This window comes from Streptomyces sp. NPDC001020 (assembly GCF_053599115.1).
Genome location: NZ_JBSFLQ010000011.1, coordinates 159,695 through 183,008, shown reverse-complemented (window position 1 = coordinate 183,008; position 23,314 = coordinate 159,695). Strand labels below are relative to the sequence as shown.

Genomic DNA, 23,314 nt, shown 5'->3' with positions numbered 1-23,314 from the left:
GGCTGCGACAGCGAAGGGCGCCCGGTGAGCACCGGGCGCCCCTCGTCGTCATGCGGTCCGGCTGCCTTGTTCCCCGTCCCCGGCGAACAGCTCCTCGGCGCTCGTCACGGTCAGGGAGCGGTCGAGCCAGGTCTCCAGCGTCTCCAACTCGGCGCAGGCCATGACGCGCTCGCGGATGGAGTCGGAGACCTCGATACCTCGCGTGCCAAGAACCCGGAGGACGGCCTTGGCCTCGCCCCTGGCCTCGCCCTTGGCCTCCCCGTCGGCGTGAACCTTGCGCCACGCCTCCTCCATCACGGTGCCGTTGCCGGGGAAGACCGGGGTGTACGTGTCCATCAGCTTCCTCCAGTAGTCGCGGGCCGGGCCCTCACCCAGGCCGATCTCGATGATTTCCGCCCAGTCCTTGTGAGGCCCCATCACCGGTGCCACCCCATCCATTATTGCCAGCAGAGCCGGATCTTTGGCGTGAGCCAGCACGGAGAACGCAGTGACGGGAACGTCTTTCGCCGCTTCCTCCGGGTCGGTGATCAGGGGGAGGTTCTTCGGCCCGAGCACCAGCGGAAAAACCTGCATACTGGTGTGGAAGCCGCTACCGATACGGATGGGCTCCGCGGCCCATGACGCCGTCGCCTTGTCCTGGGACACCACCAACAAGACAGGCGGAAGGCGGTACTTGGCGTACATGTAGGCCAAGTAGTACGTCCAGCTACTACGCTTGTCCGGGTCCGGCCTGCGCTGCGACTCGACCGCGAGCAGAAAGCCCCCCTCGTCGCCGACCGTGCGAACCCGGAAGAGGCTGTCCAGCCGGCGCTCCAGCGGCCTGATCTCGGTGAGATCGGTGTCCAGGGACTCGATCGAGTGATACTCCGGGAACGTGATGCCCGCCCGCGGCAGGAGGCGGGCGAACAGATCCGGCTCCTTGCGGAAGATCTGGTGCATGGTGTCATGCGGTGAACTGACCATACGACGGAACGTAGTTGTGTGAGAGCGGCCCGGACGGCCGTACGGCGGCGCAGCCAACCAAACGAGTGAATATGCCGTCCGAACATGCCAACCGACTGCAATAGGAAGGGCGCCCAGCGGAGAACGTACCGGCCGGGCGCCCTTCGCCGACGACTGGGGCCACCGGCAGGAGCCGTACGCGAAGTGCGTGTGGGCGCGGTTCATGCTGGCGGAGAGGGTGGAGAGGGCCCATGCTCCGGCTGGTTCGTGAGACCGTCGCCCGTCTGCTCGACCGGCCCCGCGCCGACAGATCAGCGGTGAACGGCTGGGACCCCGCGTGCGAGGTACGCATGCCGGACCCGTACGTATGGCGGTTTCCGAACCCCGCCCACGAACCGGTCATCCAGCGACCACTCCTCGGCAGACGTGACACTTCCTCCAGATCTGTCACACCCCCGCCGACACCACCCCATGGACAGGGCACGCACGCATGACGGACCTCACGCTCCACGTGCGCGCGTGATCGGCCATGATGAACAGGTGCTCAGGTTCATGCCCGTAGGCGACTCCATGACGATCGGCAGCGCGGGCGAACACACCTGGCGCTACCGACTGTGGCAGCACCTGTGCGCAACGTACGGCGGCCCGTGCAGGCTCGTCGGCCCGCGCGAGTCGCTGTACGACAAGGTGGCGGACGCGCCGACGTCGTACGCCTACGCCGACCCGGACTTCCCGCGCGCGCATCTCGCGGGCTGGGGCGAGGGCTGGCAGCACATGGCGCCGCTGATCGCCGAGGCCGTGCGGAAGTCACGCGCGGACGTCCTGCTCGTCTCCCTCGGCCTGATCGACCTGGGCTTCTACACGAACGCGGAGCAGACGGCGGAGAACGTACGGACGTTCGTGATGCAGGCGCGGTCAGCCAACCCTCACGTCCGCATGGTGGTGCTGCCGGTGATCCCGAACATCCGGGCCGAGGCGGACGAACCGTTCGCGGCGCAGGTGGCCCTCTTCAACGACCTCCTCGCGAAGGCCGTCGCCGACCTGGACGAACCCCGCTCCCCGCTGCTGCTGGCCTCGACCCCGGCGGACTACGACATCCACCTCGACACCTACGACGGCACACACCCGAACGCGAGCGGCGAGCACAAGATCGCGGCGACGTTCGCGGACGCGATGCACCAGGCGTGGGGATTCGGACAGCCGTACGCGGCCGGAACAAGCTGACCGATTTCCGGCGTGACCCGGTCACTGTGCGTATCGTTGTACTGCGCGGCTGCACCTGTTCGTGGGCAGCCGGGGAGGAGCGCGACCGTGACCGTCCTTGACGACAGGATCGAGATGGCCGACGCCGACGCCAACACCGAGCGTCTGGACGAATGGTTCGAGCGTCTTGAGCACATGCCCGTCCCCGAAGGATTCAGGGTCGAGATCGTCGGGGGCAACGTCCATATGACGCCGCAGCGAAACACGCATTGGCAGATCATTCGCCGAATCCTCTGGGCCCTTGAGGACAGGTTCGGGAGGGAGGTCATGGCGTTCACGTACATTCGAATCGACTTCCCGGGCGACGAGAACGGCTTCTGCCCGGACGTCGCCATGCTCAAGGACTCGGCGCAGGAGGACGACAAGGGCCACTGGCGCTACCAGGACGTCGAGTTCGTCGCCGAGGTCATCTCCAAGAGCACCGCCGCCAACGACTACGGCCCCAAGAAGACCGCCTACGCCACCGCCGAGGTCCCCGTCTACCTCATCGCCGACCCCTACCAAGGCCGCTGCCACGTCTTCACCCAGCCCAAGAACGGCGAGTACCTCACCGAACTGACCGTCGCCTTCGGCACGGCCGTCGACATGACCACCACCCCCCTGGGCCTCACCCTCAAGACCGACGACTTCCCCCGCGACTGACGCACCACCCTTGCCTCGAGCGCGCTCCAAGCCGTTGGCTGAAGGACCATGGAGTACACGCAGCTCGGACGCACAGGACTCAACGTCAGCCGGCTCGTCCTCGGGACCATGAACTTCGGTCCGCAGACGGACGAGGCAGACAGCCACGCGATCATGGACGCGGCGCTGGATGCGGGCATCAACTTCTTCGACACCGCCAACGTGTACGGCTGGGGCGAGAACAAGGGCCGTACCGAGAACATCATCGGCAACTGGTTCGCCAAGGGCGGCGACCGGCGCGACAAGGTCGTGCTCGCCACCAAGGTGTACGGCAACATGGCCCCGGACGGCGCCGCCTGGCCCAACCACGACAAGCTCTCCGCGGTCAACATCCGGCGGGCCGTCGACGCCAGTCTCAAGCGGCTGCGGACCGACCGCATCGACCTGTACCAGTTCCACCACATCGACCGGAGCACTCCCTTCGAGGAGATCTGGCAGGCCATCGACGTACTGGTACAGCAGGGGAAGATCCTCTACGCGGGTTCCAGCAACTTCCCCGGATACAAGATCGCCCAGGCCAACGAGGCCGCCGCCAGGCGCGGCTCCTACGGGCTCGTCAGCGAACAGTGCCTCTACAACCTCGTCGAGCGCCGCGCCGAGATGGAGGTCATCCCGGCCGCGCGCGACTACGGGCTCGGCGTGATCCCGTGGTCGCCGCTGCACGGCGGGCTGCTGGGCGGCGTCATCAAGAAGGAGGCCGAGGGCGCGCGCCGGGCCAGCGGCCGGGCCGCCGACGCGCTCACCGACCCCGCCGTCCGCACACAGATCCAGGCCTACGAGGACCTGCTCGACAAGCACGGGCTGGAACCCGGCGAGGCCGCCCTCGCCTGGCTGCTGACCCGCCCCGGCGTCACCGGCCCCATCGTCGGACCGCGCACCGCGGCGCAGCTCGAGTCGGCGCTCCGCGCGGTCGAACTGGAACTTTCGGAGGAGGTCCTGGCCTGTCTCGACGAGATCTTCCCGGGACCGGGCCCCTCACCGGAGGCCTTCGCCTGGTAGCCGACCGGGTGTCCAAAGAAGCGGCGTGACCGCTCGGTCATCGTCCCGGGTCGCAAAGCCACCCGGGCCGACCGAGCGGTCCTCGCCCGGCAGCGGCGCGCTACCTGACCGCAGCCGACAACGCCACCACCACGAACATCAGCACAAGCACACCGGCCATGATCCGGTTACGGGTCTTCGGGTCCACACATCGAGACTAACCGGCCCTTGTCACCCGCCAGCCCCTAGGGCCCACCGCTCCACCGTCTCGTACCGGGGCTGCTCCCCCGGGACACCCGATCCCGGCAGCCGACTACGGACCAGGGCGAGCTCGCCGACCGTCCACTCGGCCCCGGCGAACGCCCCCAGCGCGGTGACATAGGGACGGAAGTCCGCGGAATGCCGGCTGCGGGCCAGGGTCAGGTGCGGACGGTAGGGGCGGTGCTCCTCCATCTCCACGCCCGCCTTCCGCGCCGCGGACTCCGCACGGTCGGCGAGCAGCCGCATCACCCCCACGTCCCCGGTCGCACCCACCCACAGCGTCCGGCCCCCGAAGTGCCCGCCGCCGTACAGGGCCAGGCGAAACGGATCGGTGCGCCGGGCCGCCCGCGCCAGCCGCTCCGACAGGTCGGGGACGACGTCCTCGGCCACCTCGCCGTAGAAGGCGAGCGTGAAGTGCCAGCCCGGCCGCCCCGTCCAGCGCAGCCGCTGCGCCCCGGGCATCTCCTCCAGCCCGCGCACCACCGACTCCAGTTCACTGATCGCGGAACTGGGCGGAACCACCGCGGCGAAGAGTCTCATAAGCCCATCATGACGTCATGGACATCACGCGGATACGGAAAGGGACCGCGGACGACATGCCCGTCGTCCTCGGTCTGCTCGACGGCGCGGTCGAGTGGCTGGTCTCACAGGGGCGTACCCGGCAGTGGGGCACCCAGCACTGGTCCGACCGGCCACGGGCCGTGGAGGCGGTACACCGGTACATGACCGCCGGCACTCCCTGGATCGCGGAGATCGACGGCGTCCCCGCGGGCACGCTCACCCTCTCCGAGCGGCCCGGCGACTACATCGCCGCCGTGGACGAACCCGAGCGCTACATCCATCTGTTCGCCGCCGACCACCGCTTCGCGGGCCGCGGAGTCGGCAGCGCGCTGCTCGCCCACGCCGCCGAGGAGACCCGGCGCGCGGGCGTCTCGCTGCTGCGGGTGGACTGCTACGCGGGCGACGACGGCAAACTCGTCGCCTACTACGAGCGCAACGGCTTCACCCGGACGGAGGCCTTCACCTTCGGGGAGGACCGGTGGCCGGGGCAGGTGCTGGCGCGGCGCGTGTGACAGCCCGCGAGGGGCGGCGAGGGGGCGGCCACCACGGCGCCCCCTCGGCCGACACCAGCGGTCACGCCGGCACGGCAGCCCAGCAGGTCACGCAGGCACGGCCGCCGGCCGCTCCCGCGGTACGAACCGCACCCGCGGGTGCCCCCGGTGCCAGCCCACCGCCAGGCGCAGACCGCCGGACCGGGCCAGGACCAGGCCGATGGTCACGGCCGCGGCGGCCGAGATCAGACCGCCCAGGGCGAAGCCGACCCGGGCACCGTACGCGTCCGTGACCCAGCCGACCACGGGCGCCCCCAGCGGCGTACCGCCCACGAACACCATCATGAACAGGGCCATGACCCGGCCACGCATCGCCGGATCCGTGCCCATCTGGACAGCGGTGTTCGCGGTGACGTTCACCGTCAGGCCGAAGACCCCGATCGGGACCATCAGCAGCGAGAACAGCCACAGCTCCGGTGCCCCGGCCGCCATGACCTCCAGCACGCCGAAGGCGACCGCCGCCACGATCAGCACACGCAGCCGGGCCGTGCCGCGCCGGGCGGCGAGCAGCGCGCCGGCCAGCGAGCCGACCGCCATCAGGGTGTTGAAGAGGCTGTACGCGCCGGCGCCCGCGTGGAAGACGTCGTCCGCGTACGCCGACAGCCACACGGGGAAGTTGAAGCCGAACGTGCCGATGAAGCCGACCAGGACGATCGGCCAGATCAGCTCGGGGCGCCCGGCGACATAACGCAGGCCCTCACGGAGCTGGCCCTTGCCGCGCGGGGTGCGCTCCACGACGTGCAGCTCGCGGGCGCGCATCAGCAGCAGGCCGGCGATGGGGGCGAGGAAGGACATCCCGTTCAGCAGGAAGGCCCAGCCCGTGCCGACGCCGGTGATCAGGAGGCCCGCCACGGCGGGGCCGACCAGGCGGGCGGACTGGAAGTTCGCCGAGTTCAGGCTGACCGCGTTCTGCAGCTGACCGGGGCCGACCATCTCGGAGACGAAGGACTGGCGGGCCGGGTTGTCAACGACCGTGGCGAGTCCGACGGCGAAGGCGGCGACGTAGACGTGCCAGACCTGGACGTGGCCGGAGAGGGTCAGGAAGGCGAGGACCAGGCCCGTGGCGCCCATCGCCGCCTGCGTGACCAGCAGAGCAGGGCGCTTGGGAAGACGGTCGACGAGCACACCGCCGTACAGGCCGAAGAGCAGCATCGGGAGGAACTGCAGCGCCGTGGTGACACCGACGGCGGCGGAGGAGCCGGTCAGGCTCAGCACCAGCCAGTCCTGGGCGATGCGCTGCATCCAGGTGCCGATGTTGGAGACGACCTGGCCGAGGAAGAAGAGCCGGTAGTTCCGGATGCGCAGCGAGCTGAACATCGAGGACTTGCGGGGCTCCCTCGGGGTGACGGGTTCGGCGGGACCGGCGGGTGCGGCGGTGTCGGGGCCGCGGACAGCCCCGGATGTCTTGTGGGTGGACGGGGAGTCGTGGGTGGCTGGTGCGGGGGCGGAAGCTGCTCCGGTTCCCGTACTCAAAGGGTTCGCCTCCTTACACAATGACAGCTATGTACGTATACGGGCGGGGGCCGCGTCGGTGCTGAAGAGCGTCCGGCGCGGCCACGGCACCCTGGGCGGGGTGCGCCTCTGTCACGGGTGCTCCCCGGTCACAGATGCGCAAGCTTCTCGAGTACGGGAGCGGCGGCGCGGAGCGTCGCCCACTCGTCCTCGTCCAGACCCTCGACCAGTGCGGCCAGCCATGCGTTCCGCTTGCGGCGGCTCTCCTCGAGCATCACCTCGGCTCGCTCGGTCTGCGTGACCACCTTCTGACGCCGGTCCTCGGGGTGCGATTCCAGGCGGACCAGCCCCTTGCTCTCCAGCAGCGCCACGATGCGGGTCATGGAGGGCGGCTGGACGTGCTCCTTGCGGGCGAGCTCGCCCGGTGTGGCGGAGCCGCAGCGGGCCAAGGTCCCGAGCACCGACATCTCGGTCGGGCTCAGCGACTCGTCGACCCGCTGGTGCTTGATACGGCGCGACAGACGCATCACCGCGGAGTGGAGGGCATTCACGGCGGCAGCGTCGTCGCCATGGGTAAGGTCAGCCATGCTCTTTAGGATAACTCATTACTTTTCCTAAAGACCATTTTTTGGCGCCGCTGTCCGGGTGACTCGCGCCACTCCACGCCCGCCTCGCGTCCCAGCCGAAACTCCCGAGCCAGAAGCATCACCCATACGAGTGATCTCGAACCGAAACGCGACTCGCTGTTCGCCCGGATACGGCAACCCTCGTAGCCATGGGGACCAGCGTGCTCAGCGTACGGCTGGACCGGGAGCTGCTCGAGCGGCTCCGGCTCCATGCCGCCAAAAGAGGAATGAGCGTCCAGGACTATGTCGTCCGGACGCTCATTCGGGATGACTTCGACGAGCGGTTCCAGGCCGCCGTCGAGGAGACGGAGAGGTTCTACGGCGTCACCTGGCCGCGTGGTGCGGGCCGGGCGGGCACCCCCTGAGGGATCAGGTCAGGCCCAGCGCCGGCATCAGGTAGTAGAAGGCGAAGACCGCCGACACCACGTACATCGCGACCGGGATCTCACGGACCCGCCCCGCCGCCAGACGCAGCACCACGAACGTGATGAAGCCCATGCCGATGCCGTTGGTGATCGAGTAGGTGAACGGCATCATCAGCATCGTCACGAAGGCCGGGATCGCGATCGTGTAGTCCGCCCAGTCGATCTCCTTGACGGAGTTCGACATGATCAGGAAGCCGACCGCCAGCAGCGCCGGGGTGGCCGCCTGCGAGGGGACCATGGTGGCGATCGGGGTGAGGAAGAGCGCCACCGCGAAGAGGGCGCCCGTGACGATGTTCGCGAAGCCTGTACGCGCACCCTCTCCGACGCCCGCCGTGGACTCCACGAAGCAGGTGGTGGCCGAGGAGGAGCTGGCGCCGCCCGCCGCCACCGCGATGCCGTCCACGAAGAGGACCTTGTTGATGCCGGGCATGTCGCCCTCGGCGTTGGTCAGCTTGGCCTCGTCGCTGACGCCCATGATCGTGCCCATCGCGTCGAAGAAGCACGACAGCAGGACCGTGAAGACGAAGAGGATTCCGGTCAGCGCGCCGACCTTGTCGAAGCCGCCGAACAGGCTGACCTTGCCGAGCAGGCCGAAGTCGGGGGTGGCGACCGGGTTGCCCGGCCACTTCGGGACGGTCAGGCCCCAGGACGGGACCTTGGCGACCGCGTTGATGATCACCGCGAGGACCGTCATGCCGACGATGGAGATCAGGATCGCGCCCGGCACCTTGCGGACGATCAGCGCGAGGGTCAGCAGAGCGCCGAGGACGAAGACCAGGACCGGCCAGCCGTTGAGGTGGCCGTCGCCACCGAGCTGGAGCGGGACCGTGGTGTGCGCGATGTCCGGGATGCGGCTGACGAAGCCGGAGTCCACGAGGCCGATCAGCATGATGAACAGACCGATGCCGATCGAGATGCCCTTGCGCAGGCCGAGCGGCACGGCGTTCATCACGCGCTCACGCAGACCGGTGGCGACCAGCAGCATCACCACGAAGCCGGCGAGGACGACCATGCCCATCGCGTCCGGCCAGGACATGCGCGGGGCGAGCTGCAGGGCGACGACCGTGTTCACGCCGAGACCGGCCGCGAGGGCGATCGGGACGTTGCCGATCACACCCATGAGCAGCGTGGTGAAGGCGGCGGTCACGGCGGTCGCGGTGACGAGCTGACCGTGGTCGAGCTGATGCCCGTACATGTCCTTCGCGCTCCCGAGGATGATCGGGTTCAGCACGATGATGTAGGCCATCGCGAAGAAGGTGGCGAAACCGCCGCGGACCTCGCGGGACAGGGTGCTGCCTCGTTCAGAGATCTTGAAGAAGCGGTCGAGGGCACCGGACGGGGACGGGGTGCCCGGCTGACCCTGGGCGGGGACCTTGGCGGGGGCCGAGGTGGGCATGCGTGACCTCAATGATGCGGGGATCTTCGGGGGACCAAACAACGCGATCGAGCCTCACCCTCGAAGTACACCAACGGGTTCCCCCACGTCCCCATTGGTGTTTCATACGAACATAGCTGGCCAGACTCAAACCGTTTCAGTATGAACATATAAGGTCTAGATCGCTATCTCCGCGCGTAGACAACGGCTGTGCAAGGGTTGTCCGGGGTCGCCCCCACGGGCGTACCTCCTCCTCGTAAGCTGAGCGCATGGCGAAGTGGACCCCCAGGCACGAGGCGCCGGAGCCCCTTGAGGGCCCCGTGGTCGCCACCATCACCGGCGGCACGATCATCTGGTTCGTCCTCTTCCTGATCCAGCTCCCGTTCTATGGCTGGTTCGACACCCATGGGCACACCTGGTGGCTGTGGACATGCCTGGCGGGCGCCGGCCTCGGCTGCATCGGCATCTGGTACGTCCGCAGGCGCGACGCCGCGATCAGGCGGGCCGCCGCCGAGCGATAGCGGGGCCCGGCGTACAACCACGGCACGAGCACGCTCCTCCCCAGGTCGGAACTTGGGGACCCTCGACGGGTGAAGGCTGATATCGCCACGTACCGTCGAATGCATGACGCACATCGACGCGGGCGCCGAGCTCGATCCCGTGCACCCCGCTCCCCTGCCGGGGCCGACGCGAGGACTGTCCGCGGCCGAGGTGGCCGAACGGGTCGCCCGCGGCCAGATCAATGACGTACCCGTCCGCAGCAGCCGGTCCCTGGGCGAGATCGTCCGGGCGAACGTCTTCACCCGCTTCAACGCGATCATCGGTGTGCTCTGGCTGATCATGCTGTTCGTGGCGCCGTTCCAGGACAGCCTGTTCGGGTACGTGATCATCGCCAACACCGGCATCGGCATCATCCAGGAGTGGCGCGCCAAGAAGACCCTGGACTCGCTCGCGGTGATCGGCGAGGCACGGCCGACGGTACGCCGGGACGGGGTGGCCGCTCAGATCGGTACGTCCGAGATCGTGCTGGACGACATCATCGAGATCGGGCCGGGCGACAAGGTCGTGGTCGACGGCATCTGCGTCGAGGCCGACGGACTGGAGATCGACGAGTCACTGCTGACCGGTGAGGCCGACCCCGTCGTCAAACGCTCCGGGGACCCCGTCATGTCGGGCAGCTTCGTCGTCGCCGGCGGCGGAGCGTTCAGGGCCACCAAGGTGGGCCGGCAGGCGTACGCCGCTCAGTTGGCCGAGGAGGCGAGCCGCTTCACCCTCGTCGACTCCGAGCTGCGCACCGGCATCTCCACGATCCTCAAGTACGTGACGTGGATGATGATCCCGACCGCGCTGGGCCTGGTCCTCAGCCAGCTCGTGGTCAAGCAGCACGGGTTCAAGGACTCCGTCGCCCGGACGGTCGGCGGCATCGTGCCGATGGTCCCCGAGGGACTCGTCCTGCTGACCTCCGTGGCCTTCGCCATCGGAGTCATACGGCTGGGCCGCAAGCAGGTCCTCGTCCAGGAGCTGCCCGCCATCGAGGGGCTCGCCCGCGTCGACACCGTCTGCCTGGACAAGACGGGCACGCTCACCGAGGGCGGCATGGACGTCAGCGAGCTGCGGCCGCTGCAGGGCGCCGACGAGACGTACGTGCGCAAGGTCCTGGGGGCGCTGGGTGAATCGGACCCGCGCCCCAACGCGTCCCTCCAGGCCATCATCGACGCCTACCCGGACAGCGAGGACTGGCGCTGCACCGAGGCGCTGCCCTTCTCCTCCGCCCGGAAGTACAGCGGTGCCTCCTTCAGCGAGGGCAACGGCGAGTCCAGTACCTGGCTGCTGGGCGCCCCCGACGTGCTGCTGGGCCCCGACGACCCGGCCCTGGCCGAAACCGGGCGGCTCAACGAGCAGGGGCTGCGCGTGCTGCTGCTGTCCCGTGCCACCCGCGACCTGGACGACCCCACGGTCAAGGACGGCGCCCGGCCCACCGCCCTGGTAGTCCTGGAACAGCGGCTGCGCCCGGACGCCGCCGCCACGCTGCGCTACTTCGCCGAGCAGAACGTACGCGCCAAGGTGATCTCCGGCGACAACGCGGTGTCGGTGGGCGCGGTGGCCGGAAAGCTGGGCCTGTCCGGCGAGGTCCTGGACGCCCGGCGGTTGCCCTCCAACCAGGCGGAGATGGCGAAGTCGCTGGACAAGGGCACCGTCTTCGGGCGGGTCACCCCCCAGCAGAAGCGGGACATGGTGGGCGCGCTGCAGTCACGCGGGCACACGGTCGCGATGACCGGCGACGGTGTGAACGACGTACTCGCCCTCAAGGACGCCGACATCGGTGTCTCGATGGGCTCGGGCTCGGAGGCGACCCGCGCCGTGGCCCAGATCGTGCTGCTCGACAACAGCTTCGCCACGCTGCCGGAGGTGGTCGGCGAGGGCCGGCGGGTGATCGGGAACATCACCCGGGTCGCCACGCTCTTCCTGGTGAAGACCGTCTACTCGGTGCTGCTGGCGCTTCTGGTGGTGCTCTCGCAGGTGGAGTACCCCTTCCTGCCTCGGCACCTGACGCTGCTGTCGACCCTGACGATCGGTATCCCGGCCTTCTTCCTGGCACTGGCACCCAACCGGGAACGCGCCAAACCCCACTTCGTACGGCGGGTGATGCGGTACTCGATCCCGGGCGGGGTCGTGGCGGCGATCGCCACCTTCGTCACGTATCTGATCGCCCGCCGCCACTACTCGGGCCCGGGTGCGCTGGAGGCACAGACCAGCGCGGCGACGCTGACGCTGTTCCTGATCTCGTTGTGGGTGCTGGCGATCATCGCCCGGCCCTACACCTGGTGGCGGATCGGGCTCGTGGCCGCGATGGGCGTGGCGTTCCTGTTCGTCCTGGCCGTGCCGTCGCTGCAGAGCTTCTTCGCGCTGAAGCTGGTCGGGGTGACGATCCCGTGGGTCGCGGTGGGCATCGCGGCGGTGGCGGCGGTCGTCCTGGAGTTCCTGTGGAAGTGGGTCGACCGCCGCTTCCCCGCCTGAGGGGGACACCCCCGGGGCCACTGCCCTGGGGGGCTGCCCCGTGGGTTACTTCACCTCGACGTAGTCACCCGTGGCGTTGACCGCCGGGGTCGTGGGCGTGCCCGCGAAGGAGTAGCGGTAGTAACCGCTCCCGGTCGCCTTGACCGTGGTCTTCAGGCTGCCCGTGCTGTTGGTCGTGATCGTCTTGAGCGTGGTGTAGGTGCTGCTGCCCTTCTTACGGAACTGCAGCTTCACCGGCTGGGCGGTGTAACCGTGGTACTTGTTGTCCTCCCAGTTGGCGCGGGTCAGCTTGCCCGTCACCGTGAGGGTCCCGCCCTTCTTCACCGGCTCCGGCGCCGCGTCCACGGTCAGCTTGGAGTTGCGCTTGACGTAGAAGCTCTTGACGTTGTCCTTCTGCACGTAGTCGGCGTCCTTGCCCTGGCCGAGCGCCCAGGTCTTCCAGGTGCCCGCGTTCGCGTTGAGCAGGTCCCAGGTCGGGTCGACCGTGTAGGTCTGCTTGCAGTTCACCGACGTGCTGTTGACCTTGGTGCAGGTGGCGTACTTCTGGTTCGGCACGAAGGCGTTGTCCGCCTTGTCGAAGGTCGACCCGTGCCACAGGATCGCGAGGGCCGAGTCGGTGGTGTTGACGCCGGAGTTGTCGGTGACGGTGAAGGTCACCGTGAAGGTCTTCTTGAGGGTGGTACCGAGGATGACCGACTTGCCGCCGTTGACGACGACGTTGGAGATCTTGGTGTCGCCGTAGGACACGTCGGCGGTCGACTTCCCCGTCGGCGCGACGCTCCGGGCGAGCGCGCCGGCGCTCGGGGCGTCGGCGGCCTGCGCGGCCGGAACGGCGAGGGCGGTGAGAGCCAGAGCGCCGGTCACGACGGCGACAGAGGCACGAGTGCGCATAGGTCTTCCCCACGTCTGAAGGGGCACGCGAGGCGGTTCTGCGGCGTCCGCGGGCCCGTCTGTGTCAGTGGAACCAATGGGCTCCGCAGACACAGACTCACCACAGGCATGAAGAGTTGCACGAGAATGCGAAGCTTTTTCGAAGGCCTGTCAGGGCTAGGGACGCCCCCGGGGTCACTGCCCCGGGGGCTGCCCCGTGGGTTACTTCACCTCGACGTAGTCACCCGTGGCGTTGACCGCCGGGGTCGTCGTGGTGCCCGCGAAGGAGTAGCGGTAGTAGCCGCTCCCGGTCGCCTTGACCGTGGTCTTCAGGCTGCCCGTGCTGTTGGTCTTGATCGTCTTGAGCGTGGTGTAGGTGCTGCTGCCCTTCTTGCGGAACTGCAGCTTCACCGGCTGGGCGGTGTAACCGTGGTACTTGTTGTCCTCCCAGTTGGCGCGGGACAGCTTGCCCGTCACCGTGAGGGTGCCGCCCTTCTTCACCGGCTCCGGCGCCGCGTCCACGGTCAGCTTGGAGTTGCGCTGGATGAGCGTGGAGCCGAGGCCGCCCTGCTCGGCGAAGCCGACCTTGGAGAGGTCCGGGTTGGCCTTGTCCTTCTGGCCGTTCCAGGCGACGGCGCCGGCGCCGGCCTTCCAGGTGCCCGCTTCCGCGTTGGTCAGCTCGTGCCAGGTCGGGTGGATGCCGATGTTGCCCTTGCAGGTGGCCACGGTCGACGAGGTGGCGGTGCAGGTGGCGTCGTCGTAGTCGAAGAGGATGTTGCTCGGTTCGGCCAGGGAGCCCTGGTAGAGGAACGGGTAGGTTTCGAAGTCGGACGCCTTGATGTTGACGTCCGCACCGTGCGTCAGGGTGTACGTCACCGGGATCGTCACGGCGTTGGTCGTGCCGACCTTGTACGCCTTGCCGATCTTGAAATTGGAGAAGGTGACGTTCAGGGCGTACGGCTCGCCGGGGTCGGTGGCGGTGGCACTGAAAGCGGTCTTGCCATGGGTGGCCGTAGCGGCCTCACGGATCTTGGCGACGTCCGTGTGGAAGGACGCGTGACCGTCGGCCTGCGCGGCCGGAACGGCGAAAGCGGAAAGGGCCAGGGCGCCGGAGACGGCGGCCACAGTGGCACGAGTGCGCATAGGTGTTCCCCACGATTCGAAGGGGCACGCGAGACGGTTCTACAGCGGCCGCGCGCCCGCCTGGTCTGCGGAGCCGATGAGCTCCGCAGACACAGACTCCCCACAGACATGAACAGTTGCACGAGCATGTGGAGCTTTTTCGAATGCCCGTCAGGGCTTCACTCGAACCACTCGGGGCATCGGTCGAACCACTCCGGCATCTCACTCGAACGGCTTCGGACCTCAGTCGAACCAGCGGTCCCGGGCCAGTTCCTCCGTACGGGACGGGTCCTCCAGCAGGGCCGCGACCTCGAAGCGGCGCGGCCACTGGCCCGCCGCCCAGGCAAGCCCCGCGGCGACGCCCTCCAGGGTGGCGGCGTGCAGCACGCCGTCCGGCGTGAGCCGCCAGTCGATCTCCACGCCGTCGACGACGAGTTCCTCGTGTTCGACGTAGGTCGCCGGGGTCGCCGGTCCGAGCAGGACCCGTACCGGTTCCGGCACCTCGTGCTCGACGCCCTCGGAGGTCACCTCTCCCGTCACCGACTCGCTCAGCCGCCGTACCTGGAACAGTTCGGCGAGGTCGGCGGCGCGCGCGGGGCGGACCAGCAGCAGCGGAACGCCCTCGGTGAAGGGCAGCAGGTCCGGCGAGTCGACGACCACCGCTTCGGCGGCGTCCACGACGGTCACGCGGCCGTCGACGATCGCACGCAGCTCGTCCGGCAGGGTCACCTGCTCCGGGTCGAGGTCGGCCAGCGCACCGTAGAGGGCGTGCAACTGGGCGGCGGAGACGTGCCGCTGCGGGTCGGCGAGCCGGTCCAGCAGTTCGGCGGCGCCGCCGGGCTCACCGAGGAGCGCGGCGAGCGAGGTCCGTACGCCGAGGGCGCGCAACACCTGTTCGTCGTCGAACCCGGCGGCTTCCGCCTCGTCGTACAGCCCGTGCAGGAGCGGGTCGCCGCCGGCGGCGAGCAGGCCGGCGGGGCGACGGCCGCCGAGGACCGGGTGGCCGCGCAACCACCAGGCGGTGTAAGGCCGTACGACCTCGTGGGTGCCGTCCGGCAGCAGTATCCGCACGGGCTGGGTGAGCGCGTCGCGCAGTGGGGGCTCGGCGAGCATTGCGAGGGCCTGCGGCCAGCGGTCGTCGTCGACGAGGTCGAGGTCGCGCACGGACACGACCTCGGTCGCCACCGGGGGTACGGGTGTGTCGGGCAGCCGGTCCAGGACGTCCTCGCACCACACGTCGACGGCGTCCAGCAGCCCGATGTCGTCCGGTTCGGCGAAGTCCGAGTCGCGGGGTTCCAGTTCGTCCGGGTCGAGGACGACATCGGTGGCCCGGACGAGAGCGAAGGTGGCGAGCACGCCGCAGGCGGTCAGCGGCTGTCCGCCCCAGCGTTCGGCCATCTCGGCGTCCACGAAGGCGAGTTCGCCCTCCCGCATGACACCAGCGAACGGGCTGCCGGGCAGGACGAGTTCACCGGCGGGCGCGAGTTCGCCGTCCTCGTCGGGCAGGGCGAGGGCGCCGAGCCAGGGCTCGTCACCCGGTTCGAGGCCCGCCTCGCGGACGAGCGCGAGCACGGTGTCGGCCAGCTCCTCGGTGTCCAGGCCCTCCTGGTCCCAGCCGGGCCCCTCGTCCTCCAGGGAGGCGGCGACGGCAGCCCGCACCTGCGGAGTGGTGAGCACGGCGCGCGGGGTGGCCGGCAGGGCGCCGAGCTTCTCCAGGAGCGGGTGAACGGCGTCCGGGTGGGCGACCTTCAGGCCCAGCCGGACGAGGGCGTCGGGAGCCACCGGCGGCCCGTCGGAGGTCGGCAGCAGGACCTGCCGGGGCCCGATGGTCGTACGTGCTCCCCCCACGCCGAACTCCTGCGAGGCAGCCCCGGCGAGCGGCACCGGCAGCCCGGACAGCCGGTCGGGGTCGACCCCGACCAGGCTGTCGTACAGCCGCCACCACCAGTCCGGCTCCTTCTCGAGACCCGCGAGCCGGTCGACCGCCTCGGTCAGCGGCACCCGGGCAACGCCCAGCGTCCGCAGCTCCACACGGCGTTCGAGGCCCGCGGGCAGCAGGCTGGGCAGCACCTCGGCGAGGACCCGCACGGTCTCGGCGCCGGCTCCCTCGACGATCTCGGCGTCACGAGGGCGCAGCGCCTCGGGCAACTCACCGTCGTCACCGGGTTCGTTCGCGGGCGGCAGGAAGGCCGTGCGGGGCAGCCGGTCGAGGATGGCGCGGCGCAGGGCGCCGTCCAACTCCCCCTTGCCCAAGGGGCCCGGGACCAGGTCGATGACGCCCGAAGTCACCGGGCGCCAGGCGGCGAGGAGTTCGGCGTAGGCGTCGGCGGCACGCTCCACCAGGAAGTCGGTGAGCGGGCCGGGGGCCACGTGGCGGCGGCTGGGGTCCAGCGGGAGGGAGGCGATCAGCAGGGCGGGCACGCCGAGTGCCTCTTCGCTGGGGGTCGGGGCGTGCAGGACCGGCGCGGTGCGCGGCCGGGCCGGTGTGCCGTCGGTGTCGACGGGGACGGCCCAGGTGACGGACCAGTGGGGGCGCAGCCGCTCCTCGACCGGGCGGTCGGCGAGGAGGTCCGGGGTGAGGACGCCGTGCCGGGAGACGGTCCGCCAGCGGGTGGTGCCGATGGGGGTCCCCCCGCTCGAGCGAGGCCGAGAGTGGGGGATGGAGTCCTCGACGATCGTGTCGGCGCCGTCGGTACGGCGGCGCAGGGTGCGGGGCGCCTGGCCGCCGGCCTCGACGACGACTTCCTCGAGGCCGGGCAGAGCGAGCAGGAGAGCGTCGTCGACCGCGTTGAGGAGCCGCTCGGCGAGGTCCTCGGCGGCGGCGTCGCGCAGCGGGAGGATGACGGCGGTGTCGTACGGGTCCGGGGCGGTGCCCTCGGCGGCGAACGGCAGCCGCAGCAGCGGTACGTGCCCGTCGCGGCGGCGGATCTCGTCGCCGAGGCCGGGGCTGTGCCGGGCGGTCTCGGTGGCCAGCTCACGAGCCTCGACCAGGGACCAGCGGACGCCGCCGTGCCGGCCGACGACGGCGGGCTCGTCGCTGACCGCGAGAACGGCGGCGAAGCCGACACCGAAGCGGCCGACGGCGTGCTCATGGGTGTCGCGCTTGGCGGAGGCCCGCAGGGTGGACAGCGACTCGACACCCACCGCGTCGAGGGGCGCACCGGTGTTGGCGGCGACCAGCACGCCGTCGCGAAGGGTGAGCCGGAGCCGGCCCGGCACCTTCGCCCGGGCCGCCGCGTCGGCGGCGTTCTGCGCGAGCTCGACGACCAGCCGGTCGCGGTACCCGCCGAGTACGAGGTCTTCCTCGGCGTTGGCGTCCTCGCGGAACCGGGCCGGGCTGGTCGCCCAGGCGTCCAGCACCCCGCGGCGCAGGCGGGCCGTTCCGAACGGGTCCGCGCCCTCGGCTGCCGGCCGCACGAACTTGCTCACGCTTTCACTCTCCCTCTCGCGGCACGCGTCCGCTCACCGCGGGACGAAGGTACCGTCTTGCGTGCCGTCCCCCGGGGGCCTCGCCCGGCCCTCATCGGGCCCGAACCGCCTCGTCCTCGCGCCTCCCCGACAACGGGCCGAGCATGCCCGGCCGCCCCTACGAGTGCCCCAGTTCGGCAGTCGACTCGTCCGGGACCACGGGGACCGAACCCGAGTCCGGGGAGGGCCGCAGCGGGAACGGTTCCACCTTCGTCTCGTCGACCACCGGCGGGGCGGGCCGCGGTGTCTTCGGCATGACCGCGGCCTCCGAGTGGGCTCCGCAGCCGTACGCCAGGGAGACCACGCGGCCGTCCGCTGGGGAGAACTCGTTGGCGCACACACCGAAGGCCTGCCCCAGGGATCCGCCGATCGGCGTCAGGAAGCCGCAGCTCACACAGGTGGCCGGCGCCGCCTGTGCCATCGGGGTCTTCGACCCGAACGCCTCCTCCCAGCGGTCGGCCGCGACATGCAGCCCGTAGCGGGACAGGACCCGGGCACGGCGCATGCCCAGTTCCTCCGCCACCGCCGTGATGGAGCCGCGCGACGGCGCGCCCGGCAGATCCGCCGGGGCCTGTGCGGTCGCCTCGGCGTCCTCCTCCGCCTCGACCGGTTCCGTCGTCTCCCTGGAGAGCACAGAGTTCGGCGGCGGCTCGTCCTCGCCCGAGTAACCGGGCTCCAAGCGCATGTCCTCGGCGTCCGTCGGCAACAGGTCACCGGGGCCGAGGTCGCCGGGGCGCAGCCGTTCGCTCCACGGCACCCACTCCGGCGCGAGCAGCGCGTCGGCGCCGGGCAGCAGCACCGTCTCGTCGAGCGTGACCACCTTCGCGCGCGAGGCCCGCGCGACGGTCACCGCCCAGCGCCAGCCCCGGTACCCCAGCTCCTCGCACGCGAAGAAGTGCGTGACAACGCGGTCACCCTCCGACACCATCCCCACGTGCTCGCCGACGACGCCGGGCCAGGCGACCTCCTCGGCGGCAGCGCGGGCGAGGTCGACGGCCTCGGCGCACAGGCGGTCGGGGGTGCGGCTTCGCGTTGTCGCTGCGCTCACAGGTATCGCTTCTCTCCTACGCGTCTCACGGGTGCACCTTTCCTCGGCTGGAGGTGCGGACGGAGCGGACCAGGGGACCGCGTCGACGTCCACGCCCCATCGCGCTCGGGCGCACCCACACCACCCATTCTGCGGGATGGCCGAGAGGCGCGCGGCCGAGAACAACCGCCACGGCGCGCTACGCACGCTACCTTCTCCGGGCTCCTGGGCCCACACCGAGTCGCTGCGCTGTACCGAAGCGAGGCCCACGCCCTGGGGCGCGGCCGCCCGGTCCGGCGCCCTTCCCCGGGGCACCACCCGAACCCCCGGTCACGACTCCACGGGACCCGGTACGCGCGGCAACTTCACTACGCCCGCCTTTCTCGGGGCACTATGACGGGGTGGCAGCAGCGAGGTCGCCCCATGAAGCCCCCGGGATCACGGGGGTCGACGGGCACAGGCAGAGTGGCGGTTCGGGCCGGTTCGGCAGGTCCGTCCGCTCGGTCGGCCGTGCCCTGCGCCTGCCCTTCACCGGAGCCGCCCGCGTCATCCGCAGGGCCACCCACGCGCACGGTGCCGGCGAGTCCGGCCTCGGCAAGCTGATCGAGTTGCACGCCGTGAACGGCGCCGGCGACGTCCTGATCACCGTCGCCCTCGCCTCCACGGTCTTCTTCTCCGTGCCGACCGACGAGGCCCGCGGGCGCGTGGCGCTCTACCTCGCCATCACCATGGCGCCGTTCACGGTCCTCGCGCCCGTGATCGGCCCCCTCCTCGACCGTCTCCCGCACGGCCGCCGGGCCGCGATGGCGGGCGCCATGGTCGCCCGGGCCCTGCTCGCGCTGGTCATCTCCGGAGCGGTCGCCAGCGGAAGCCTGGAGCTGTACCCGGCGGCACTCGGTGTCCTCGTCGCGTCCAAGGCCTACGGCGTGGTCCGCAGCGCTGTGGTGCCACGGCTGCTGCCGCCCCACTTCTCCCTGGTGAAGGCCAACTCCCGGGTCACCCTCGGCGGCCTGCTCGCCACCGGCGTGGCCGCCCCCATCGGGGCCGGACTGCACACCATAGGGCCGAGCTGGCCGCTGTACGGCGCCTTCGTGGTGTTCGCCGCCGGAACGTTCCTGTCCTTCTCGCTGCCGCCGAAGGTCGACTCCGCCAGGGGCGAGGACACCGCGCTGCTCGCCACGGACGCCCAGCACCTGCACGGGCCGCGCCGCAGAACGGCCCAGCCGCGGCCCGGCCTGCGCACGGTCGGCCCCGCCGTCACCCACGCCCTGGCCGCCAACGCCTCACTGCGCTGCCTGTCCGGCTTCCTGATCTTCTTCCTGGCCTTCCTGCTGCGTGTGCACCCGCTCGCCGGGCAGAGCGCGGCGGTGTCCCTGGGGATCGTGGGCGTCGCGGCCGGTACGGGCAACGCCCTGGGCACGGCCGTCGGCGCCTGGCTGAAATCACGCGCACCGGAAGTGATCATCGTGACGGTGGTGGCGATCGTGCTGGGCGCGGCGATCACCGCGGCCGTCTTCTTCGGCACGTTGCTGGTGGCGTTGCTGGCGGCGGTCGCCGGGTTCGCGCAGGCCCTCGCGAAGCTGTCGCTGGACGCGCTGCTCCAGCGGGACGTGCCGGACCAGGTCCGCACGTCCGCGTTCGCGCGCTCCGAGACACTGCTGCAGATGGCGTGGGTGCTGGGCGGGGCGATCGGGATCGTGCTGCCGTTGATCGGGGTGCTGGGCCTCTCGGTGGCCGCCGCGATCGTCGCGACGGGCTGGCTGACGACCGTACGGGGCCTGCTCGCGTCGGCGCGGCGCGGCGCGGGCGCGACGCGAGCGGTGGCCTGACCGGCGAGGTCAGGGTGTGCTTCGAAAATCCCACCTGGCACGCGACGCCTGGCACGCGCTCCCCCAAGCTCTTCGAGCAGGGGGGACCCGCAGCCGCGTTGTCGGGGTCGCCCTCGAAACGCCCAGTACGAGGGCGACCCTCCGCCTTGCGATCGCACGCTCCCCCACGCTCGGCTTCGCTCGCGCGGGCGGTGCCCGACGACGCCGCGGCGCCCGCCCTTCGGGCGGACGACGGGACTTTCGAAGCACACCTAGGCACCTGATCGCACGAGTGCGCGGCACGTCGCGCACCCCACGTGGGGAACGGACTGGACACGCCCGATAACCTTCGGCCATGACCGCACTGCCTTCCCGTCGCGCCGTAGCCGCCCTCGGCGCCGTTTCCGCCGGACTTCTCCTGTTGTCCGCCTGTAACAAGCCGACGCCGATGGCGACCGTCACGGTCGGCACCAACTCGGTGAGCTCCCAGGCCGGACCTGACTGCTACAACGACGGCAAGACGGTGAGCAACGCGAACCTCGTGAAGTGCCTCGCGTCGAAGGACGTCAAGTCGATCACGGTCGACCCCGACGAGACGGTCCGCTTCGGCGTGGACCCGAGCATCGCGGACAAGGGCTGGACGATCCTGATGAACGGTCAGCCGCTGACCGACTCCAGCACCAAGACGTACCGCACGATCCCGGGCAGCGTGTTCTTCAACGCGCAGTACGGGGCCACCGGCAACTCCACGCGCGTCTCCGTCAAGGCGGGCGAGCGCACGGTGACGGGCCTGTGGACCTTCAAGCTCAAGAAGGGCTCCTGACCACGTCGTCCCCGCGTGTCCTGGTAGCCACCGCGGTCCCCGTTGAACGGGACGCGGTGGCCGGGGCCCTCGCGTCCCCGGCCGTCGAGGTTCCGCTCCCCGGGGTGACCCTGCACCGCGTCGGCGCCCTCGACCTCGTCGCCGCCGGCGTCGGCCCCGCCCTGGCTGCCTCCTCCGCCGCCTGCGCGCTCACCGCGGCCGCCCTCCGGGGTGACCCCTACGGCCTTGTCGTGTCCGCCGGGATCGCGGGCGGCTTCGCACCCGACGCGCCCGTCGGCTCGCTCGTCGTCGCCGACGACATCGTCGCCGCCGACCTCGGCGCGCAGACCCCGGACGGCTTCCTTCCGGTCACCGAACTCGGCTTCGGTACCGTCAACCACCGGCCGCCGCAGCCACTCGTACGAGACCTCGCCGACGCCACCGGGGCCCTCACCGGGACCGTGCTCACCGTCTCGACCGTGACCGGGAGCGCCGCCCGCGCCGCCGATCTGCGCGCCCGCCATCCGCGTGCGCTCGCCGAGGCGATGGAGGGATTCGGGGTCGCCGAGGCGGCCGCCGCGCACGGCACCCCCGTCGTCGAGGTGCGCGCCGTCTCCAATCCCGTCGGCCCGCGCGACCGCGCCGCCTGGCGCATCGGCGACGCCCTCGCGGCTCTCACCGAGGGCTTCGGGAAGCTCGCGCCCCTATTGGAGGGTTGGATACCCGCATGACCGCATCCGGCAAGCCCCTGCAGATCGCCTACTCGCCCTGCCCGAACGACACCTTCGTCTTCGAGGCCTGGGCCCACGGCCGTGTCCCGGGCGCGCCCGCGCTCGACGTCACCTTCGCCGACATCGACATCACCAACGGCATGGCCGAACGCGGCGAGTTCGATGTGCTGAAGGTGTCGTACGCCGTCCTGCCCCAGGTCCTCGACGAGTACGCCCTGCTGCCGTGCGGCGGCGCGCTGGGCCGCGGCTGCGGCCCGCTGGTGCTCAGCCGGGAGCCGGGGGCCGACTTGCGCGGCCGGACGGTCGCGGTGCCGAGTGAGACGTCGACGGCGTATCTGCTCTTCCGGCTGTGGGCCGCGGACACGGTGCCCGGAGGGGTGGGCGAGATCGTCGTCATGCCGTTCCACGAGATCATGCCGGCCGTGCGGGACGGGAAGGTCGACGCGGGGCTCGTCATCCACGAGGCGCGGTTCACGTACCAGAACTACGGCCTGCACAAGCTCGCCGACATGGGCGAGCACTGGGAGCTGACCACTGGACTGCCGATCCCGCTGGGCGCGATCATCGCCAAGCGCGCGCTGGGCGCGGACATGCTGACGCTGCTCGCCGACTCCGTCCGCACATCGGTACGGATGGCCTGGGACGACCCCGAGGTGTCGCGGCCCTACGTGATGGAGCACGCGCAGGAGATGGACCCGGCGGTGGCCGACCAGCACATCGGGCTGTACGTCAACGAGTTCACGGCCGACCTGGGCGAGGACGGCTATGCCGCGATCCGGGGGCTGCTCACGCGCGCGGCGGCCGAGGGGCTGCTGCCTCCCCTCGGCCCGAACGCACTCGCGTTCCCCTGACCGGGAAACCGGGTTCCCAGGCTCGCGGGCCGTCCCTCGGTCAGACGTCCAGCTGGTCGGCAACCGCGCGCAGCAGGCCCGCGATCTTCTTGCCGGAGGCCTTGTCGGGGTAGCGGCCCTTCTCCAGCATCGGCGTGATGTTCTCCAGGACGGTCGTCAGGTCCTGGACGATGGAGGCCAGTTCGTCCGGCTTCTTGCGTTGCGCCGCCGCGACCGAGGGGGTCGGCTCCAGAAGGGTGACGGACAGCGCCTGGTCGCCGCGCTGACCGGCGACCACTCCGAACTCCACGCGCTGCCCCGGCTTGAGGGCATCGACTCCGGCGGGGAGAACCGAGGAATGGACGAAGACGTCGCCGCCGTCGTCGCGGGAGAGAAAGCCGAAGCCCTTCTCGCTGTTGAACCACTTGACCTTGCCGGTGGGCACGTCTGTCCTCGTCCTCGTACTCGTCGGAAACTGCGTCTGCAAAGTAGTGAAATCGCTCTGGATAGCACTGCAGCGGGC

At 70.4% G+C, this 23,314-nt stretch carries 21 protein-coding genes; 11 read left to right on the top strand and 10 right to left on the bottom strand.

From position 1 onward, the window contains the following. Positions 1 to 48: 48 nt before the first annotated feature. Positions 49 to 963: a hypothetical protein gene (locus ACWDEX_RS13650; protein WP_450463456.1), complete on the bottom strand. Its 915-nt coding sequence runs from the start codon at positions 961 to 963 to the stop codon at positions 49 to 51. Positions 964 to 1,482: 519 nt separating this feature from the next. Here ACWDEX_RS13650 and ACWDEX_RS13645 point away from each other — a divergent pair. The 3 genes from ACWDEX_RS13645 (at position 1,483) to ACWDEX_RS13635 (ending at position 3,885) form a co-directional block, all read left to right on the top strand. Continuing rightward, complete coding sequence (locus ACWDEX_RS13645; protein ID WP_450463455.1) at positions 1,483 to 2,166, top strand: SGNH/GDSL hydrolase family protein; 684 nt, start codon at positions 1,483 to 1,485, stop codon at positions 2,164 to 2,166. Between the two features lie 87 nt (positions 2,167 to 2,253). Beyond that, the gene (locus ACWDEX_RS13640) at positions 2,254 to 2,847 is read left to right on the top strand and encodes a Uma2 family endonuclease (RefSeq protein WP_450463454.1); all 594 of its coding nucleotides are present in this window, start codon (positions 2,254 to 2,256) and stop codon (positions 2,845 to 2,847) included. 48 nt (positions 2,848 to 2,895) lie between these two features. Further along, positions 2,896 to 3,885: an aldo/keto reductase gene (locus ACWDEX_RS13635; protein WP_450463452.1), complete on the top strand. Its 990-nt coding sequence runs from the start codon at positions 2,896 to 2,898 to the stop codon at positions 3,883 to 3,885. 210 nt (positions 3,886 to 4,095) lie between these two features. Here the strand turns inward: ACWDEX_RS13635 and thpR are convergent, their stop codons facing one another. Then, on the bottom strand, positions 4,096 to 4,665 hold the full coding sequence (thpR, locus tag ACWDEX_RS13630) for an RNA 2',3'-cyclic phosphodiesterase (RefSeq protein WP_450463450.1): 570 nt from the start codon (positions 4,663 to 4,665) through the stop codon (positions 4,096 to 4,098). A gap of 17 nt (positions 4,666 to 4,682) precedes the next feature. On the opposite strand from thpR, the gene ACWDEX_RS13625 reads away from it, so the two are divergent. Further along, the gene (locus ACWDEX_RS13625) at positions 4,683 to 5,198 is read left to right on the top strand and encodes a GNAT family N-acetyltransferase (RefSeq protein WP_450463448.1); all 516 of its coding nucleotides are present in this window, start codon (positions 4,683 to 4,685) and stop codon (positions 5,196 to 5,198) included. Between the two features lie 87 nt (positions 5,199 to 5,285). On the opposite strand, the gene ACWDEX_RS13620 is transcribed toward ACWDEX_RS13625, so the two are convergent. Then, positions 5,286 to 6,710, bottom strand: coding sequence for an MFS transporter (locus ACWDEX_RS13620; RefSeq protein WP_450463446.1), 1,425 nt, complete (start codon positions 6,708 to 6,710; stop codon positions 5,286 to 5,288). Between the two features lie 128 nt (positions 6,711 to 6,838). Continuing rightward, entirely contained in the window at positions 6,839 to 7,276 is a 438-nt protein-coding gene (locus ACWDEX_RS13615) for a MarR family winged helix-turn-helix transcriptional regulator (RefSeq protein WP_450463445.1), read from the bottom strand. A gap of 188 nt (positions 7,277 to 7,464) precedes the next feature. On the opposite strand from ACWDEX_RS13615, the gene ACWDEX_RS13610 reads away from it, so the two are divergent. After that, positions 7,465 to 7,680 carry a ribbon-helix-helix protein, CopG family gene (locus tag ACWDEX_RS13610; RefSeq protein ID WP_450463443.1) on the top strand — a complete coding sequence of 72 codons (216 nt, stop codon included), beginning with the start codon at positions 7,465 to 7,467 and terminating at the stop codon, positions 7,678 to 7,680. Positions 7,681 to 7,684: 4 nt separating this feature from the next. Here the strand turns inward: ACWDEX_RS13610 and ACWDEX_RS13605 are convergent, their stop codons facing one another. After that, positions 7,685 to 9,136, bottom strand: a complete 1,452-nt coding sequence (locus tag ACWDEX_RS13605) for an NCS2 family permease (RefSeq protein ID WP_450463442.1) — start codon at positions 9,134 to 9,136, stop codon at positions 7,685 to 7,687. Between the two features lie 248 nt (positions 9,137 to 9,384). On the opposite strand from ACWDEX_RS13605, the gene ACWDEX_RS13600 reads away from it, so the two are divergent. Together ACWDEX_RS13600 and ACWDEX_RS13595 are read left to right on the top strand one after the other, a co-directional pair. Next, on the top strand, positions 9,385 to 9,636 hold the full coding sequence (locus ACWDEX_RS13600) for a DUF2530 domain-containing protein (protein WP_450463440.1): 252 nt from the start codon (positions 9,385 to 9,387) through the stop codon (positions 9,634 to 9,636). 103 nt (positions 9,637 to 9,739) lie between these two features. After that, on the top strand, positions 9,740 to 12,133 hold the full coding sequence (locus tag ACWDEX_RS13595) for a cation-translocating P-type ATPase (protein ID WP_450463439.1): 2,394 nt from the start codon (positions 9,740 to 9,742) through the stop codon (positions 12,131 to 12,133). Positions 12,134 to 12,178: 45 nt separating this feature from the next. Here ACWDEX_RS13595 and ACWDEX_RS13590 read toward each other — a convergent pair whose 3' ends face one another. The 4 genes from ACWDEX_RS13590 to ACWDEX_RS13575 form a co-directional block, all read right to left on the bottom strand. Further along, positions 12,179 to 13,024 (bottom strand): calcium-binding protein, encoded by an 846-nt coding sequence (locus ACWDEX_RS13590; protein ID WP_450463437.1) that lies wholly within the window; start codon positions 13,022 to 13,024, stop codon positions 12,179 to 12,181. Positions 13,025 to 13,225: 201 nt separating this feature from the next. Continuing rightward, complete coding sequence (locus tag ACWDEX_RS13585) at positions 13,226 to 14,146, bottom strand: hypothetical protein (protein WP_450463436.1); 921 nt, start codon at positions 14,144 to 14,146, stop codon at positions 13,226 to 13,228. A gap of 222 nt (positions 14,147 to 14,368) precedes the next feature. Then, on the bottom strand, positions 14,369 to 17,554 hold the full coding sequence (locus ACWDEX_RS13580; RefSeq protein WP_450463434.1) for a sacsin N-terminal ATP-binding-like domain-containing protein: 3,186 nt from the start codon (positions 17,552 to 17,554) through the stop codon (positions 14,369 to 14,371). 157 nt (positions 17,555 to 17,711) lie between these two features. After that, complete coding sequence (locus ACWDEX_RS13575) at positions 17,712 to 18,641, bottom strand: DUF3027 domain-containing protein (RefSeq protein WP_450463433.1); 930 nt, start codon at positions 18,639 to 18,641, stop codon at positions 17,712 to 17,714. A gap of 380 nt (positions 18,642 to 19,021) precedes the next feature. Here ACWDEX_RS13575 and ACWDEX_RS13570 point away from each other — a divergent pair, with 380 nt between their 5' ends. From ACWDEX_RS13570 to ACWDEX_RS13555, 4 genes are all read left to right on the top strand, one after another. Beyond that, the gene (locus ACWDEX_RS13570; protein WP_450463432.1) at positions 19,022 to 20,449 is read left to right on the top strand and encodes an MFS transporter; all 1,428 of its coding nucleotides are present in this window, start codon (positions 19,022 to 19,024) and stop codon (positions 20,447 to 20,449) included. 334 nt (positions 20,450 to 20,783) lie between these two features. Next, positions 20,784 to 21,251 carry a DUF2771 domain-containing protein gene (locus ACWDEX_RS13565; RefSeq protein WP_450463430.1) on the top strand — a complete coding sequence of 156 codons (468 nt, stop codon included), beginning with the start codon at positions 20,784 to 20,786 and terminating at the stop codon, positions 21,249 to 21,251. After that, positions 21,221 to 21,961, top strand: coding sequence for a futalosine hydrolase (locus ACWDEX_RS13560; protein ID WP_450463429.1), 741 nt, complete (start codon positions 21,221 to 21,223; stop codon positions 21,959 to 21,961). Before ACWDEX_RS13565 ends, ACWDEX_RS13560 begins: the two co-directional genes overlap by 31 nt. Next, on the top strand, positions 21,958 to 22,812 hold the full coding sequence (locus ACWDEX_RS13555; protein WP_450463428.1) for a 1,4-dihydroxy-6-naphthoate synthase: 855 nt from the start codon (positions 21,958 to 21,960) through the stop codon (positions 22,810 to 22,812). The genes ACWDEX_RS13560 and ACWDEX_RS13555 overlap by 4 nt, the downstream gene beginning before the upstream one ends. A gap of 40 nt (positions 22,813 to 22,852) precedes the next feature. Here the strand turns inward: ACWDEX_RS13555 and ACWDEX_RS13550 are convergent, their stop codons facing one another. After that, complete coding sequence (locus tag ACWDEX_RS13550) at positions 22,853 to 23,236, bottom strand: cold-shock protein (protein WP_450463427.1); 384 nt, start codon at positions 23,234 to 23,236, stop codon at positions 22,853 to 22,855. Positions 23,237 to 23,314: the final 78 nt, after the last annotated feature.